Source organism: Polaribacter sp. Q13 (genome assembly GCF_016858305.2).
Lineage (GTDB): Bacteria > Bacteroidota > Bacteroidia > Flavobacteriales > Flavobacteriaceae > Polaribacter.
On record NZ_CP074436.1, the window covers coordinates 189,027 to 206,367 of the forward strand.

General features: G+C 31.0%; 11 protein-coding genes. 6 read left to right on the top strand and 5 right to left on the bottom strand.

Going from position 1 to position 17,341, the window contains the following annotated elements; translation table 11 throughout:
- The first annotated feature begins 87 nt into the window (after nt 1–87).
- From JOP69_RS00875 to JOP69_RS00890, 4 genes are all read left to right on the top strand, one after another.
- A complete protein-coding gene (locus tag JOP69_RS00875) occupies nt 88–1,278 on the top strand; it encodes a DUF4856 domain-containing protein (RefSeq protein ID WP_203393680.1) in 1,191 nt (396 codons plus the stop codon).
- Nucleotides 1,279–1,369: 91 nt separating this feature from the next.
- The gene (locus JOP69_RS00880; protein WP_203393681.1) at nt 1,370–2,470 is read left to right on the top strand and encodes an imelysin family protein; all 1,101 of its coding nucleotides are present in this window, start codon (nt 1,370–1,372) and stop codon (nt 2,468–2,470) included.
- Nucleotides 2,471–2,541: 71 nt separating this feature from the next.
- Nucleotides 2,542–3,945, top strand: a complete 1,404-nt coding sequence (locus tag JOP69_RS00885) for an HTTM domain-containing protein (RefSeq protein WP_203393682.1) — start codon at nt 2,542–2,544, stop codon at nt 3,943–3,945.
- Between the two features lie 4 nt (nt 3,946–3,949).
- Entirely contained in the window at nt 3,950–6,349 is a 2,400-nt protein-coding gene (locus tag JOP69_RS00890) for a TonB-dependent receptor plug domain-containing protein (RefSeq protein WP_203393683.1), read from the top strand.
- Nucleotides 6,350–6,459: 110 nt separating this feature from the next.
- Here JOP69_RS00890 and JOP69_RS00895 read toward each other — a convergent pair whose 3' ends face one another.
- The 3 genes from JOP69_RS00895 to JOP69_RS00905 all read right to left on the bottom strand — a co-directional run bounded on the left by JOP69_RS00895 (nt 6,460) and on the right by JOP69_RS00905 (nt 10,260).
- On the bottom strand, nt 6,460–7,530 hold the full coding sequence (locus tag JOP69_RS00895) for an imelysin family protein (protein WP_203393684.1): 1,071 nt from the start codon (nt 7,528–7,530) through the stop codon (nt 6,460–6,462).
- A 4-nt stretch (nt 7,531–7,534) separates the two neighbouring features.
- Nucleotides 7,535–8,944: a di-heme oxidoredictase family protein gene (locus tag JOP69_RS00900; RefSeq protein ID WP_203393685.1), complete on the bottom strand. Its 1,410-nt coding sequence runs from the start codon at nt 8,942–8,944 to the stop codon at nt 7,535–7,537.
- A 77-nt stretch (nt 8,945–9,021) separates the two neighbouring features.
- Entirely contained in the window at nt 9,022–10,260 is a 1,239-nt protein-coding gene (locus tag JOP69_RS00905) for an imelysin family protein (protein WP_203393686.1), read from the bottom strand.
- Between the two features lie 433 nt (nt 10,261–10,693).
- Here JOP69_RS00905 and guaB point away from each other — a divergent pair, with 433 nt between their 5' ends.
- On the top strand, nt 10,694–12,169 hold the full coding sequence (gene guaB, locus JOP69_RS00910; protein WP_203393687.1) for an IMP dehydrogenase: 1,476 nt from the start codon (nt 10,694–10,696) through the stop codon (nt 12,167–12,169).
- Between the two features lie 192 nt (nt 12,170–12,361).
- Here the strand turns inward: guaB and JOP69_RS00915 are convergent, their stop codons facing one another.
- Nucleotides 12,362–12,910: an acyl-CoA thioesterase gene (locus JOP69_RS00915; protein WP_203393688.1), complete on the bottom strand. Its 549-nt coding sequence runs from the start codon at nt 12,908–12,910 to the stop codon at nt 12,362–12,364.
- 378 nt (nt 12,911–13,288) lie between these two features.
- Here JOP69_RS00915 and JOP69_RS00920 point away from each other — a divergent pair, with 378 nt between their 5' ends.
- Nucleotides 13,289–14,464: a GlmU family protein gene (locus JOP69_RS00920; protein ID WP_203393689.1), complete on the top strand. Its 1,176-nt coding sequence runs from the start codon at nt 13,289–13,291 to the stop codon at nt 14,462–14,464.
- 90 nt (nt 14,465–14,554) lie between these two features.
- Here the strand turns inward: JOP69_RS00920 and priA are convergent, their stop codons facing one another.
- Nucleotides 14,555–16,999: a primosomal protein N' gene (gene priA / locus JOP69_RS00925; RefSeq protein ID WP_203393690.1), complete on the bottom strand. Its 2,445-nt coding sequence runs from the start codon at nt 16,997–16,999 to the stop codon at nt 14,555–14,557.
- Nucleotides 17,000–17,341: the final 342 nt, after the last annotated feature.

Consider the following 17,341-nt stretch of genomic DNA (forward strand, 5'->3'; position numbering starts at 1 on the left):
ACTAAATCTAAATAAACTTTGTGTAAGTCAATATGAATTTTATATTTGCAGAAAAATAAGAATCTATTTATATTTAATCTAAATAAAATGAAAAAAGTAATTCTATCATTAGCAATTGTAGCAACATTAATATCTTGTAGTAATAATGATAACGATACCGACAACCCAACAGTTGCTCCTGCTACTTATAGTTTTGAAAGAAACGCTGCTACAACAGTAGATTTTAACGGACAAACGACTAGAATTGAAATGGGAGGTGAGTTTATTACAGCTCTTGTAAATACTACAGAAACGGTTGCTACTTTAAATGGAAAGTTTGGACATTCTGCTGGAGATGCCGATTTTTCAGATGCCGATTTAAACGCTTCTTCAAAAAGCCTTAGAAGTAAAACTGCTGCATCTACAGATTTTTATGCTGCAAATACTACGGAAGCTGCTGTTATTAAAGCGGAGTTTGACGGTTGGATTGCTGCACAAGTAGATGATGTTTTTCCTAATTGGAATACGGATGCTGCTGCAGGTGTTGCAGGGAAAATTCAACAAGCTGGTGGTGGTTCTCTAAGATATGTAAATGAAAAAGGTATTGAGTACAACCAACTAATAGCTAAAAGTTTAATTGGTGGTTTAATGGTAGATCAAATATTAAATAACTATTTAAGTACTGCTGTTTTAGATGCAGGAACAAATAAGGCAGATAATGATGCAGATGTTTTTTTAGATGGTGAAAATTACACTTCTATGGAACATAAATGGGATGAAGCTTTTGGTTATTTATATGGTAACGAAGATAATATTGCTGCACCAACATATGAAGCAGATAAATTTTTAAATGAGTATGTAGGTAAAGTTTTAGAAAACACCAACTTTTCTAGCATAGGTAGAGATATTTACAATGCATTTAAATTAGGAAGAGCTGCTATTTCAGAAAAAGATTACACAACAAGAGATGCACAGATAGTAATTTTAAAAGAAAAAATTTCTACTGTTATTGCAGTAAGAGGGATTCATTATTTACAAAGCGGAAAAGCAAATTTAAGTATAGATAAAGCATCTGCTTTCCATGCACTTTCAGAAGGTTTAGGTTTTGTATATAGTTTACAATTTACTAGAAAACCAAATTCTACAGAAGCTTATTTTACAAAAGCAGAAGTAGATGGCTTTATGACTAAGTTACAAGCTGGTAATGGTTTTTGGGATGTAACAGATGCAACTATAGATGAAGTTTCTACAGCTATTGCAGCAAAATTTAGCTTCACTTTAGCAGAAGCATCATTATAATTGAATTTGAGGTAATTAAATAGGAAAAAGCAATCGTAAATGGTTGCTTTTTCCTATTTTTGTATCTTTATTTAGAATAAATAGAAATAACATGTTTAGAAAAATTTTACTCCTTTTAGTTTCAATTAGTGTAGTTTATAGCTGCTCAACCTCTGAAGAAGGAGAGCCAACAGTAAAAGATAGTTTTGATAGAGCTGCAATGCTCACTAATATTGCAGATAACATTATTATACCAGCGTATAATGATTTTAGTTCTAAAATGTCAGCTTTAAAAACATCAGGAGAAACGTTTACTACCAATCCAAATCAAGCTAATTTAGAAGCATTAAGAACTTCTTGGTTGGCCGCATACAAAACTTGGCAACACGTAGAAATGTTTAATATTGGTAAAGCAGAAGAGCTACAATATTCTTTTTATATGAATATTTACCCATTAACGGTTACAGACGTTGAAACAAACATTTCTAGTGGAGTGTATGATTTAGATAGTGCTAATAACCATGATGCACAAGGTTTCCCTGCGTTAGACTATTTATTGTACGGCGTTGCAGATACAGATGCCGCTATTCTTGCAAAGTTTACTACAGATTCAAATGCTATTGGTTACAAAAAGTACATAACAGATGTTCTAAACCAAATGGATAGCTTAACAGCACAGGTTGTGACAGATTGGGCTACGTTTAGAAGTGAATTTATTGCAAGTGTTTCTAATACCGTTACAAGTGCAGTAAATATGTTGATAAATGATTACATATATTACTATGAAAAAGGCTTAAGAGCGAATAAGATTGGAACTCCAGTTGGTAATTTTTCTCCAACTCCTTTACCAGAAAAAGTAGAAGGTTACTATAGTAAAGTCTACTCTAAGGAATTGGCTTTAGAAGCATTAACAGCTGTAGAAAACCTATTTGAAGGAAAATCGTATAATTCTAATACATCAGGAATTGGTTTTAGTAATTATTTAATTGAATTAGACAGAGCTGATATTTCTACAAGTATTATCAATCAAAATACAGTTGCTAAAGCACAGATTAATACATTAAATGCTAACTTTTACGAGCAAATAAACACTAACGATGTTGCCATGAGAAAGGCGTATGATGAATTGCAAAAAGTGGTAGTTTTATTAAAAGTAGATATGTTGCAAGCTTTTAATATAAGTGTAGATTATGTTGATGCAGACGGAGATTAAAACAGATATAATAAACTAAAATACACCCTGAAAATTTATACATAAATAAGTTTTCAGGTTTTTTTATTTTGATGAAATTTTTAAATTACAATTTTAAAGAACAAACAAATGCAGCTCCTTTAGCTGTTTTTCGTTTGTTTTTTGGTTTAATGATGTTTGCTAGTATTGTTCGGTTTTGGGCAAATGGTTGGATTGAAACGCTGTATATAGAACCAAAATTTCATTTTACGTATTATGGCTTCAATTGGATAAAACCAATTGGTGATTACACCTACTTATTGTTTATTATTTGTGGTTTATCCGCCCTTTTTATAGCGTTTGGTTATAAATATAGATTGGCAATAATTACATTTTTTCTATCTTTTACATATGTAGAATTTATGGATAAAACCACATACTTAAATCATTATTATTTTATTACGGTTCTTAGTTTTGTATTGATTTTTTTACCCGCAAATGCTACTTTTTCTGTTGATAATTTAAGAACTAAAAAGAAATATACAAACATACCCAAATGGCCGATTGATATTATTAAAATCCTTTTAGGCGTTGTATATTTTTATGCTGGTTTGGCAAAACTAAATTCAGATTGGTTGTTTAGAGCAATGCCTTTAAAAATATGGTTGCCATCAAAATATGACCTTCCTTTAATTGGTAATAATTTTATGCAACAAGAATGGTTTCATTTTGCCATGAGTTGGTCTGGTATGTTGTACGATTTAACAATTCCGTTTTTGTTATTGTATAAAAGAACAAGAGTTTTTGCGTTTGTTCTAGTGGTCTTTTTCCATGTTTTTACAAGGGTTTTGTTTCCAATTGGTATGTTTCCTTTTGTAATGATTATTTCTACATTGATATTTTTTGAGGCTGGTTTTCATCAGAAAATAATAAATTTTATAAAAAGATATTTCTTAAATGTCAGTTCGAGTGATTTTGAGGAACGAAAAATTGTATCGAGAACTAGTGTAATTATCGAAAAACATTATCAATTTTCAAAAACCAATAGAAAAATATTAATTCCGTTTTTAAGTGTTTTCTTAATCATTCAATTGCTATTGCCTTTTAGGTCTTTATTGTATCCTGGTGAATTATTTTGGACAGAAGAAGGCTACCGTTTTTCTTGGCGGGTAATGTTAATGGAAAAGGCAGGAATGACAACCTTTAGGGTGGTAGATACAAAAACAGGCCGTTCTTTTATGGTGGATAATAAAGATTTTTTAACCACATTTCAAGAAAAACAAATGAGTTATCAACCTGATTTTATTTTAGAATATGTGCATTATTTAGGCGATCATTTTAAAAGTCAGGGACATAAAAATATTGCTATTTTTGCAGAAAGTTACGTCGCCTTAAACGGACGATTAAGCACAAGGTACATCAACCCAAAGGTAGATTTGTATCAACAAAAAGAAAGCTTTAAACACAAAGATTGGATTATTCCGTTTTCATCAAAAATAAAAATTAAAGGACTTTAAGTATATGAAATTTAGAATCGTTTTTATCATTCTTACCTTATTACAAACGGCAATTTACAGTCAGTACAAAGTATCGGGAACCGTAGTTTCTGATGAAAATAAAGCATTAAAAAATGTAGAAATTTATAATGAATCTGGCGGATTATTAACACAAACAGACGCTTTAGGGAAATTTTCTTTTTCTGTTGATAAAGAAAAAGTTTCTCTTGTATTTTATGTTGATAATTTTAAAGTAGAACGCACCGTTTTAAAGTCTGATGCTTATACAGATGTAAAAATTGTTTTAAACTCGTTTTCAGAACAATTATCAGAAATTGAAATTAAAGCCAGAAAACGTAAGGTTTTTGAGCTAAAAAGATTGAAAGATGTAGAAGGAACTTCCATTTTTGCAGGTAAAAAAACAGAAGTCGTTTTGGTAAATCAATCAGCGGCTGCTTTATCAACAAATAATGCACGTCAGATTTTTAATCAAGTTGCAGGTTTAAATATTTACCAAAATGATGATGCTGGTTTGCAATTAAATATTGGAGGTAGAGGTTTAGATCCTAACAGAACAGCTAATTTTAATACGCGTCAGAATGGGTATGATATTAGCGCAGACGTTTTAGGATATCCAGAAAGTTATTATACGCCAGCAAGTGAAGGTTTAGATGAAATACAAGTAATTCGTGGTGCAGCTTCTTTGCAATACGGAACGCAATTTGGTGGTTTGGTAAATTTTGTAACCAAGAAACCAACCAAAAACCAAGAAATTGTTTTTAGAAATACTGTTGGAAGTAACGGTTTGTACACCAACTTTACCAGTTTGAGTAACACACACGGAAAGTTTAGTTATTACGCGTATGTAAACTATAAAAAAGGAGATGGATTTAGACCGAATTCAGAATTTGAATCTACTAATGTATTTGCGCATTTAGGATATCAAATTAACGATAAAAGCAAGTTGTCGGCAGAAGTTACCGTATTAAAATATTTGGCACAACAAGCAGGTGGTTTAACCGACCAGATGTTTAATGAAGATCCTTTACAGAGCAATAGAGCGCGTAATTGGTTTCAGGTAAAATGGTTTTTATACAGCCTAAAATGGGAACATGCTTTTTCTGATAAAACCAATTTTTCTTTTAATTTCTTTGGTTTAGATGCGTCTAGAGATGCCTTAGGTTTTAGAACAAATAGAGTAAGTCAGGTAGATTCTGGTGAAGAAAGAGATTTGATAAAAGGGACTTTTAAAAACTTTGGTTTTGAGTCTCGCTTGGTGAGTAAGTATACGTTGTTTGATAAGAAATCTACTTTTTTAATTGGTACAAAGTTTTACAAAGCGAACAATACCAATATGCAGGGGCCAGGTTCTGATGGTTCGGATGCAGATTTTAAGATGTATTTAGATGAATATCCAGATTATGCGAGACAATCGGATAGTAAATTCCCCAATTTGAATGTGTCTTTATTTGGTGAAAATATTATATATGTAAATGAGAAATTGTCAATCACACCAGGCTTTAGATTGGAGTATATCAATACAAAAAGAGACGAGATTATTAAAGATATTGTTACAGATGCAGCTGGTAATGTTATCAATGAAAACTTAAGAGATGAAGAAGAAACCAACGAAAGAACATTTGCTTTATTAGGTTTAGGCTCTAGTTATAAGTTGAATAAATCGACAGAGTTTTACGGTAATATTTCTCAGAATTATAGGTCTGTTACTTTCTCTGATATTAGTACTGCAAACCCTGCTTTTGAAATTTCGCCAGATATTTCTGATGAAAATGGTTTTACAATTGATGCAGGTTTCCGTGGAAATTATAAAAACTTCTTTTCTTATGATGCCAATGTTTTTGGGTTGTTTTATAATGATAGAATTAATATTTACACAAGAGATGATGGTAAGGCAGAAAGAGCAAATATTGGTGATGCAAGAATTTTAGGAGTAGAAAGTTTGATCGATTTTAATCTAAAAAAACTATTTACTAACAATTCTAATTATGTATTAAATTATTTTATAAATTCTTCTTTTATAACATCAGAATACACAAAATCGGATATTAATGGAGTAGAAGGGAATGAGGTTGAATTTATACCCAACATCAACATAAAAACAGGTGCCCGTTTTGGTTACAAGGACTTTTTAGCAAGCTTACAGTATTCTTATTTATCGCGTCAGTTTTCTGATGCTACCAATGCTACTGGAGGAAGTATTAGCGGTGTTACTGGAGAAATACCAGCCTATGATATTTTAGACTTTTCTGCTTCTTATAAATTTAAATTTATGAAGCTAGAAACCGGTGTAAATAACCTTTTAGATAATAGTTATTTTACACGTAGAGCAACTGGTTATCCTGGACCTGGAATTATACCATCATCACCAAGAAATTATTATGTTACCTTAGAATTTAAGTTTTAAAACGTAACTTTTATTAAATTTATTGATAAAAAAAATCAACCTATGCTTAAAGTATAGGTTGATTTTTTTTTGAATAGAAATGAGTTGTTTCTTAATAATCTAGAACTATATTAATCACCATCATTATCGGTTGGTAAAACATTTACAGATAAAGTACTCGCAGCATCTACAGAGAAATATTGTAATAAGGTAGCTAAAGAAGTGTGTAACGTTGCTACACTTTTGTCTCCATTAGAAATTGCGGTATACAAGTCTCCGTCAATAGCATCAATATTATTAAAAACGGTATTAAAGCTATTGTCTATTTCTGTAGAAATTTCTGAAGAACCCGCTATTTCATCAACAATATTTGCAAAATTGACACTACTTGTTGCATATGCTTTCTGTACTTCTTCTAAAGAACTTTTAATTAATTTTAAAGAACTTCTACTTCTGTAAGCTTCTAAAATACTTAAATCTGTATTTGGAGATTTCTCTAAACCTGCAGGTTTACCAATTTTAGTAACTCTAATAATATCGATAATATTTATCAATTGATTAAAAGCCAAACAACGTGCATTTTCTACACAAGACAAGTTTTTGTAATTCTTAAAAGTTTCTTTATAACCTTGTTCCCAATAGTTGATTAATAGATTAATTTGTCTTAGGTTTTCTTTGGTTATTGCTAACAAATAATCTACTCTGTACGTATCTTCTTGTAACAGCGTAAGACTGTTTTTTGCACCTTCATCATCAAAAAGTAAATACTCCATTCCTGCTAAACCTTTAGAAACAGTACTACTATTACTAATATAATCAGTATCAAAAGTTGTTTTGTCGGCAATATTATCTTCAATTAAGTTTGTATTTACAGGGAAATTGTATATAATAATATCAAAATAAAGCGATTTTACATCAACAACATTATACACTCTTGTTTTAGAAAATGAACTTGCAGATTTTAACCACTGTTCTTGTAATGCATTAAAATTTTCTTGGGTTGTATTTGTTTTAAATGTTTCAGTTAATTCAATTTGTTTTGAAATTTCTGCTTTAAAATTATTTAAAGTGGGTAGTATGTTTACGCTATAATATTCTTCATGAAAAAGATCTATGGATGATGGTGTTGTATCTGTACTTTCTTTGCTGCATGATGCTAATAAAAGGATTGTAGACAGAAATAATAAAATATTTTTTTTCATAGTTTTATAAAGAATTTAAAAATTTAAGTAGTTGTTCTCGTTTTTCTTTGGATAAATTTTTGAAGTTATTTTTGGCATTTTCAGCTTCTCCACCATGCCATAATACCGCTTCTTCAATATTTCTAGCTCTACCATCATGTAATAAAAAAGTATGATTATTTACTTCTTTTATTAAACCTAAACCCCAAAGTGGTTGCGTTCTCCATTCATTTCCGTTGGCTAAAAAATCGGCTCTATTGTCTGCCAGTTCATCACCCATATCATGTAATAAAAAATCTGAATAAGGTTTAATTGTAATGTTTTCTAACTGCTTTAATAAAGAATAATCATTACCCGTTGTAAAGTTGTTTACGTGGCAGGTAACACAAGCCAAATCTTTAAATAATTGTTTTCCTTCTAAAACATCAGGGGTTTTATAATCTCTTCTTTTGGGGACAGAAATAGCTGCTTGATATACCATTATTCTACTCATTTGAGTATCGGTAACTTCTACAGTTTCACCAACATTATTACCGTTGTTTAATTTACTACAATCTACACCATCAGGACAATTTTCATCAGGAAAAATAGAAGATGTTAATCCCATATCTCCACTAAATGCTCCTGCTATTTGTTGTTCTAAAGTAGGTTGGTTTGCTTTCCATCCAAACTTACCAATGGTAGTTTTATTCTCCTTAACATTCCAAACATAATTTGCTTTACCAGAAATTCCATCTCCATCCAAATCATTAATATCTTGGTTTGCTAAAATACTAGCTTCGCTTAAAGCATCTACAAAGCCCATTCCAATAACTTGCGTACCAACTCTTGCAGATTGCTTTACATTACTAATGCTTCCGTAATTTGTATCTACAATTGTATAGGTTGGTTTTCTTAACTCATACGTTTCTCCGTCTGGATAAGTACCTGTAATGGTTTCGAAACTTACATTAATTGATGCTTCTTTAGCAATACCTAAATTAGAATTATCTTGTAATTGTCCGCCATAATTAGGGAAATCAATTGGTCCATTTATTGGGGAATTACCAGTACTTAAACGGATTAAAAATCCTTGAGAACTTGCATTGTTTTCTAAAATAGGTTTTCCTCTTCCGTCATTTGAGTGGCAGGAAGCACAAGCTCTAGCGTTAAATATTGGACCTAAACCATCTCTAGAAGTTGTGGTTGCAGGTGCAGAAACCCAACTTTGCTCAAACATAGCATTACCAACGCCAAAGAAAGCAGATTCTAAACTGATTAAACCAGGGATACTCGTTCCAAAAGCTTTTTCTGCTGTAAAAGCCTCGATAGATAAATTTGAAACTAAGTTTTCTTCACCTAATTCATATTTAATATCAATGTATTCTTCCTCTGAAAGTTCATTAGAATTACAAGAAAAAAAGATAAATATTAAAATGTAATAAAAATATTTCATTTTGCTTTTATTTATAAAATAGAGAAAACTGAAGACTCTAAAGTCTTCAGTTTTATTAAAAAATTAATATGTTATAATTAGCCTCCAACTGTAATACTAACTCCTAAAGTAGTAGCAGCATCAGAAATTGCATGACTTTGTTCTACCAAAGCTAAAGCCAAATCATTAGCCGGACCACCAGAAGTTAAATTTTCTTCGTTAATAATTTCATCAAAATTCTTACCTAAACCTAATAAATTATTTAATTTAGAAATAGTTGCAGAAGCTTTTGTTTCTAAAGTAGTTCCAAAAGTGGTGTTGTTTTGTTTTACTAATGTTATTAAAGAAGCACCCGAAATTGTAGTACCACTTTCTGTGGTATAGCTACCAATAATAATATTATTAATACCGTGTACATTTGCCCACATATCTTGGTTTGTATTGTCAGAAAAACAAGAATGTTCATTTTCTTGACCTTCATCAATAGCTGCATAAATTCTTTCTTGTGCAACCTCTCCGTTAGAGATAAAACCAATTCCATTTAAGATGTTTTTTAGTGCAACTTCTTCGCTTAAAGCTTCAAAAGTTGTTCTGTAAGTTCCTCCAACTTTCCACGTATTGTTTAAATCATTTAAATCGTTTACCAATAAATCGGTAACAACTTGTAAATAAGTAGCTCTTCTGTCTGCAAAGTCTGCAGTTGTATAATCTGTAAAAGGTCTATCTCCAGAAACAGCATAATTATCTGTAGTGTGGTTGATAGGATCATAATTTAAATCTTGTCCCCAAAGTAAAAACTCAATTGCATGCCAACCAGTAGCAATATCATCAGCATCTATATCTTCATTTTTATTGATAAGATTATCGGCTGTTATAGTAAAAGAAGTATCACCAATTAATCCGTTTTGCACAGTTCCTCCTGTAGTATTAAAAACATAGTCTATAAAACCTTCATCTAAAGGCCATGCATTAATTTGACCTTCGGTAGCTAATAAGCCTTCAGCAGGTGTTAATTTGTCATTATCAATAGCTCCTTTAGCTTCTCGGTAAGCCTCTGTTTGCCCATAAAAATCTCTTGCATACAACCAAGCTGCTCTGGCGTCTGCTAAAGTAATTTCTGAAGGATCTGCAATAAAAGCATTAATTTTTGTTTGCATTGTTACTGCTGTATTATAAGTGTCAGCGTAATTTGCAGAAGCTATTTTTGCATAGTTTTCTATAAAATCTGTTTTAGAAACAGTATCTAAAGGTGTGTCTACATCATCATTATTTGAACATGATACTGTAAAAATGCTTACTAATAAAAGTAAAGCTAATTTTGTAAAATTGAAATTCATTATGTAATAAGTTTATTTAGATTCGTTTTAAATAGATTGCAAATAAAATGACTTTTATCATAGTATACAAGTTTTATTTAGAATAAATAAAAATAACCTCTAGTGTCCGATTAATATTTATTTTACTTTGATAAACCTTTTAAAACAAGTGATTTTACGTGTTTTTTAAGTATACACTAGCTTTTTTGAAATAATTTTATTGAGAAAAGGCAGACTAATTTTAATTGAAGTTACATCTCTGTGTTAAGTAGTTAGAGTCAGGTCTTGGTTCTTGATTCTAAAAGCGAAGCGGTCCTATGTCTTTTATCGGACAATAATGAAAAATAATGTTAAATGTAAACTAATTGTTATTATTAAGAGATACTAAATTAGTGATAGTATAAAATTCATTTATTAATTGTAAATTTGCACGCAATTATACCTTAATTGCAACATGACAGCACACGACAACAAAATTTTAGGAGAAGGATTAACATATGACGACGTTCTTTTAGTCCCTGCCTTTTCCGAAGTACTTCCAAGAGAAGTAAGTATTCAAACAAAATTTACAAGAAACATTACTATTAACGTACCAATTGCATCTGCAGCCATGGATACCGTTACAGAATCTGCTTTAGCAATTGCTATTGCAAGAGAAGGTGGTATTGGTGTTTTACATAAAAACATGACGATTGAGCAACAAGCGAAAGAAGTTAGAAAAGTAAAACGAGCTGAAAGCGGAATGATTTTAGATCCGGTTACGTTGCCTTTAACAGCTGTGGTTTCTGAAGCAAAAGCCAATATGAAAGAACATGGTATTGGAGGAATTCCTATTGTTGATGACAATGGCATCTTAAAAGGAATTGTTACCAATAGAGATTTACGTTTTGAGCACGATAGCCAAAGACCTATTGTAGAAGTAATGACTAGCAAAAATCTAGTAACAGCTTCTGTTGGTACTTCTTTAAGCGATGCAGAAAAAATACTTCAGAATTATAAAATAGAAAAGCTTTTAATTGTTGATGAAAATTATAAATTAAAGGGATTAATTACTTTTAGAGATATTACCAAAGTAACTCAGAAACCAATTGCTAACAAAGATTCTTTTGGTAGATTAAGAGTTGCAGCTGCATTAGGTGTTACTGCAGACGCCGTAGATAGAGCAGAAGCTTTAGTAAATGCTGGTGTAGATGCTGTAATTATAGATACTGCACATGGGCATACTAAAGGTGTGGTAATGGTTTTAAAAGAAGTAAAAGCAAAATTTCCAAATTTAGATGTAGTTGTTGGTAATATTGCAACAGGAGCTGCAGCCAAATATTTAGTAGAAGCAGGCGCCGATGCTGTAAAAGTTGGTATTGGACCAGGTTCTATTTGTACAACCAGAATTGTTGCGGGAGTAGGTTTCCCTCAGTTTTCTGCAGTTTTAGAAGTGGCGGCAGCTATTAAAGGAAGTGGAGTTCCGGTAATTGCAGATGGAGGAATTCGTTATACAGGAGATATTCCAAAAGCATTGGCTGCTGGAGCAGATTCTGTAATGTTAGGTTCTTTATTAGCTGGTACCAAAGAATCTCCAGGAGAAACTATTATTTACGAAGGAAGAAAATTTAAATCTTATAGAGGTATGGGATCTGTAGAAGCGATGAAAAAAGGTTCTAAAGATAGATACTTTCAAGATGTAGAAGATGATATTAAAAAACTAGTTCCAGAAGGTATTGTAGGTCGTGTTCCTTACAAAGGAGAATTATCTGAAAGTATTCACCAATTTATTGGAGGTTTACGTGCAGGAATGGGCTATTGTGGTGCAAAAGATGTGGAAACTTTAAAAGAAACAGGTCGTTTTATAAGAATTACCGCAAGCGGAATTAATGAAAGCCATCCGCATGATGTTGTAATTACGAAAGAATCTCCTAATTATAGTAGAAGATAAACGTATTTTAAAATATTAAAAAACCGAGTAAATTTATTTTACTCGGTTTTTTTTGGCCTTAAAAGTGAAATTTCTGTCAACCTGAATTTATTTTAAATTTTCTTCATATATAATTACAATATAAGGAGATAAGATACTGAAACGAGTTCTGTATGACAAGGTTTAATACTTTTTAGTCAGTAGTTTTTTTGTTTATTTTAAATCAACCTTAGCATTACTCTCTTCTAACAAATGGATGTAATCTTCAATTTCAAATACATTACTGTTAAAACGAGAAGTTCTATGTCTTCCTTCATTTTGTCTAGTAATACTTCTGGCAAACCGTCTTACTTCATCTTTTGTAGTTAATACAATTCCAGGAACAGGCGTACTTTTACCATTATCGTCTTTGGCAACCATTGTAAAATAAGAAGAATTACAATGTTTGGTTTCTCCCGTTCTAATGTTTTCAGAATCTACACGCAAACCAACCACCATAGAGGTTCTTCCTGTAAAATTAATAGAAGCTTTCATGGTTACCAATTCGCCAACTTCTATAGGGTTTAAAAAATCTACTTTATTAACAGAAGCCGTTACACAATAATTTCCAGAATGTTTGGACGCACAAGCAAAAGCAATCTGATCCATCAAATTTAAAATATACCCTCCATGAATTTTACCACTAAAATTAGAGTTAGATGGTTTCATTAACTCCATAATTTTTACTTGTGATTCTTGTATATATTTAAAATGTTTATTCATAATTTAGTTTTGTGATTTAAGTAACAAGCCTTTAATATTTTAAAATTCTTATTTTTTGTTTTTATTTCTGATAGGCGAAAATATCATTTTATTTACTTTATTAAATAAAAAACAGTACTTATTAAAAATTATTAAATATTTTTTAGTTAAGATATATAATTATTACGGATTATTTGTTTTTGTATAGAGAAAATTATGACTATTAGGTCTGTAAACAAAAATTAAATGATCTAAGAAAACTATTCTGAAAAAAAAGATTTATAAAAGTGTAAAAAAGGTGTTATTTTTTTAAGTTGATAAAAACCAATTCTAATTAATAGAACGGGTTTTTTTTGTGCCTATTTTAAAGTAAATTTGTCCGACTTCAAAAAAGAAAAAATGAATTACATTCTATTTGATGGCGATGTTAGAAACGCGCTATTACCTTTTACATATACAAGACCTGTTGCAGATATTAGAATAGGAATTTTAACCATTAGAGAAAAATGGGAAATGCATTTAGGTTTAACCACTACTACAATTACGGAGGAATATTTAGAAGAAAAATATCCGATGGTAGAAATGGAAGAAAATATTTTAATAAATGCTTCTTTTTGTCCGACAGACAGTTTGGTTGAAAAAGTAAAGAATTTATCAAAATACGAAGCTATTTTTAAAGGTGAAGATGTAATTGCCTTTTATACGTCAGATTCTCAAGAAGAAGTGAATTTTGATGAATACACGCAAATAGAATTTGAAGAAGATTTGATACAAGTTAAAAATACTTGGGATATTTTTTCTTTAAATGATAAGGCTATTCAGCAAGATTTCGATTTAATTACAGAAGGAAGAGAATCTGAGCCAATACCAGAAGGAACGAGATGCATCAATAAAGAAAATATTTTTATAGAACAAGGTGCAGAAATTACTTTTGCAACTTTAAATGCTTCTTCCGGACCAATTTATATTGGTAAAGATGCTGTAATTTTAGAAAACAGTGCTGTTAAAGGCCCATTTGCAATGTGTGAACATGCGGTTTTAAAAATGGGTGCCAAGATATATGGAGGAACAACTTTAGGTCCTTATTGCAAAGTAGGAGGAGAAGTAAGCAATGCTGTTTTATTTGGATATTCAAGTAAAGGACACGATGGTTATTTAGGAAATTCTGTTTTAGGAGAATGGTGTAATTTAGGTGCAGATACTAACAATTCTAACTTAAAAAACAACTATGCAGAAGTTAAATTATGGGATTACGAAACGGGGCGTTTTGCAAAAACAGGCTTACAATTTTGTGGTTTAATGATGGGAGATCATTCTAAATGTGGAATTAACACCATGTTTAATACAGGAACTGTAGTAGGAGTCAGTGCAAATCTTTTTGGAAGCGGATTTCCAAGAAATTTTGTTCCGTCTTTTAGTTGGGGAGGAGCATCTGGATATACAGAATATAAAACCAATAAAGTTTTTGAGGTTGCAGAAGTTGTTATGAAACGTAGAGGTCTTGTTTTTGACGAAATTGATAAAAAAATTCTAGAACACGTTTTTGAAGAGACGAAACAATATAGAAATTACTAAAAAAGTTTGCAGTTTTCAGTTACAGTGGGCAGTTAGTAAGTTACTGTAAACTGAGACTGAATACTGACCACTGAATTACTGCCAACTAAATTAATACGCATCCACATCCGTAATAAACCTTATTGGTCTAAAATCTTTAACAGCTTCAAAAGTATCTTTGATCTTTTGAAGTTGTTTTTTTGTTTGTGCTAAATTCTGTTTCGGCGGAATTTTAATGACAATATTCTTAATATATTGATTTCTAATTCTAGAAACAGCTGGAGCTGTAGGGCCTAATACATTTTCTCCAAAAGAAGTATATAGTGCTTTAAACAACCAATTAACACCACTATCTACTTTATTAAAGTCTTTGTGTTTTAAAGTTATTTTTATCAACCTGTAATAAGGCGGATATTTATATTGCCAGCGTTCTTGTAATTGTTCTTTATACATTTCTGCATAATTTGTAGTAGAAACTTGTTGTAATATTTGATGATGCGGATTGTAAGTTTGTATAGCTACATTTCCTTGTTTTTTACTTCTACCAGCGCGTCCAGAAACTTGCACCATCATATCATAAGCGCGTTCATGCGCCCTAAAATCGGGGAAATTAAGCATAGAATCTGCATTTATGATTCCTACTAGCGTAACGTTTTCAAAATCTAAACCTTTAGAAAGCATTTGTGTACCTACAAGAACATCTATTTCTTTGGCTTCGAAAGCGCCAATAATTTTTTGATATCCATATTTTCCACGTGTGGTATCTAAATCCATTCTTCCAATTTTAAAATCGGGAAATAAGGTGGTTAATTCTAATTCTATTTGTTCGGTTCCAAAACCTTTATTGTCTAAAGTATTGCTTCCGCAGGCACCACAATTGTTAGGCATGGATCTTTGATAATTGCAGTAATGGCAGCGTAATTCATGTCTGAATTTATGATAGGTTAAACTCACATCGCAATTTGGACATTGAGGAGAAACACCACATGTTTTACATTCTACAACAGGAGAAAATCCACGTCGGTTTTGAAATAAAATCACCTGTTCTTTTAGGTCTAAAGCTTCCTGAATTAATTGAAGTAATCTGTCAGAAAAATGACCTTTCATTTCTTTTTTGCGCTGCTTTTCTTTTACATCGATCAATTCAATTTTTGGCAATTGCACATTTCCATGACGGCGATTTAATTCAACAAAGCCATATTTTTTTTGTTGCGCATTAAAATAGGTTTCTAAAGAAGGAGTAGCAGAACCTAACAATATTTTTGCCTGATGAATTTTGGCTAAGACAATAGCCGAATCTCGTGCATTGTATCTTGGAGAAGGTTCAAATTGTTTGTAAGAAGTTTCGTGTTCTTCATCCACCACAATTAAACCTAAGTTAGAAAAGGGTAGAAATATAGAAGAACGTGCGCCTAAAACAATGCGTGCTTTTGGTTTGTTTTCTAAAACATTATTCCAAACCTCTACTCGCTCATTCATAGAATATTTAGAATGAAATACAGAAATTTGTTCACCAAAATAAAACTGTAAACGCGTAATTATTTGTGTTGTTAAAGCTATTTCTGGTAACAAGAATAATACTTGTTTTCCTTGGTCTAAAACCTCTTGAATTAATTTTGTATAGACTTCTGTTTTACCAGAACTGGTAATTCCATGTAAAAGTGTAACATCTTTTTCTTTAAAAGTTTCTTTAATTTCAGATAGCGCTTTTTCTTGAAACTCATTCAGCTTTTTTAAATCGTTTGTGTCTCCTTTAAACTGAATTCTATCGGTTTGTATGTGGTAAAACTCAAAGATGTTTTTATCAACTAAAGATTTTAAAATGGAAGCAGAAACACTTGCTTTTTCTTCTAACTCTTTTGCTTTTATAGGTTTTTTAGAAGCTGATAATTGAAAAAATCCTAAAACTGCTTCTCGTTGTTTTTTTGCTCTAGATAACTCTTCTAATAGTTTTCCTAAAGAATCATCCGAAGCATAATCTGGATGTAAGCGAACATATTTTACCAATTTTGGCTTGTATTGTTCGTAAATTTCTTCTTTAATGGTAATTGCCTCTTTTTTGATTAAAGAATTTATAATAGGCATTACTTTTTGTTTTCCTAAAATTGCTACAACTTGATGAATAGTCAATTGAGATTGATGTTGTAAGGCTTCAAAAATTAAAAATTCATCATCTGCTAAAATAGATTCGTCAGAAAATGCTTCATTTTTATTGATAATGGTTTCACTTTCTAACAAAAAGGCAGATGGTAATGCCGCTCTATACACGTCTCCCATAGAACACATATAATAAGTAGAAATCCATTGCCAATGTTTTAGTTGCAATTCATTTACCAAAGGAACTTCATCTAAAATCTGATGAATTTCTTTGGCTTCGTATAAAACAGGTTTAGTTTGATGAATGTTAAAAACTAAAGCAGAATACATTTTAGATTTTCCAAAAGAAACTGCAACACGCATTCCTTTTTTTAAAAAGTTGGCTTCTTCTTCTGTTACAGAATACGTAAACGTTCTCTGAATAGGAATGGGTAATATGACGTCTATAAAATGTAGCAATTAACTCGTTTTTAGGTGTTTTAATGTACTGGATAGAGAAATATATAAACTTTTAGTAAAAGCGTTAAAATCTCATTTTAGTAGCAGTTAAATACAAAATTAATTAAAAAAATGTTTTTTAAATTCATTAGTACTTAAATGACACTAATTATCAAAATTACATAAAATTTGGTACACTTTTTTGATAAATAGTTAAAGTTCTATTTTATAGTTATTAGAATGTGAAATCTTTATTTGTTCTGCTAATATTGTTTGTTTCTAAAGGATAATAAAATAACTTTATAGTCTCTTTTAAACTTGTTTTTAGAATGCTGATTTATGTCAGTAATGGAATCTTAAATA

Bases quoted from the DNA above. Each gene is read 5' to 3' on its own strand.
- guaB (WP_203393687.1), top strand. From the start codon at position 10,694: ATGACAGCACACGACAACAAAATTTTAGGAGAAGGATTAACATATGAC.
- JOP69_RS00875 (WP_203393680.1), top strand. From the start codon at position 88: ATGAAAAAAGTAATTCTATCATTAGCAATTGTAGCAACATTAATATCT.
- JOP69_RS00880 (WP_203393681.1), top strand. From the start codon at position 1,370: ATGTTTAGAAAAATTTTACTCCTTTTAGTTTCAATTAGTGTAGTTTAT.
- JOP69_RS00920 (WP_203393689.1), top strand. From the start codon at position 13,289: ATGAATTACATTCTATTTGATGGCGATGTTAGAAACGCGCTATTACCT.
- JOP69_RS00895 (WP_203393684.1), bottom strand. From the start codon at position 7,530: ATGAAAAAAAATATTTTATTATTTCTGTCTACAATCCTTTTATTAGCA.
- JOP69_RS00905 (WP_203393686.1), bottom strand. From the start codon at position 10,260: ATGAATTTCAATTTTACAAAATTAGCTTTACTTTTATTAGTAAGCATT.
- JOP69_RS00915 (WP_203393688.1), bottom strand. From the start codon at position 12,910: ATGAATAAACATTTTAAATATATACAAGAATCACAAGTAAAAATTATG.
- JOP69_RS00890 (WP_203393683.1), top strand. From the start codon at position 3,950: ATGAAATTTAGAATCGTTTTTATCATTCTTACCTTATTACAAACGGCA.
- JOP69_RS00885 (WP_203393682.1), top strand. From the start codon at position 2,542: ATGAAATTTTTAAATTACAATTTTAAAGAACAAACAAATGCAGCTCCT.
- JOP69_RS00900 (WP_203393685.1), bottom strand. From the start codon at position 8,944: ATGAAATATTTTTATTACATTTTAATATTTATCTTTTTTTCTTGTAAT.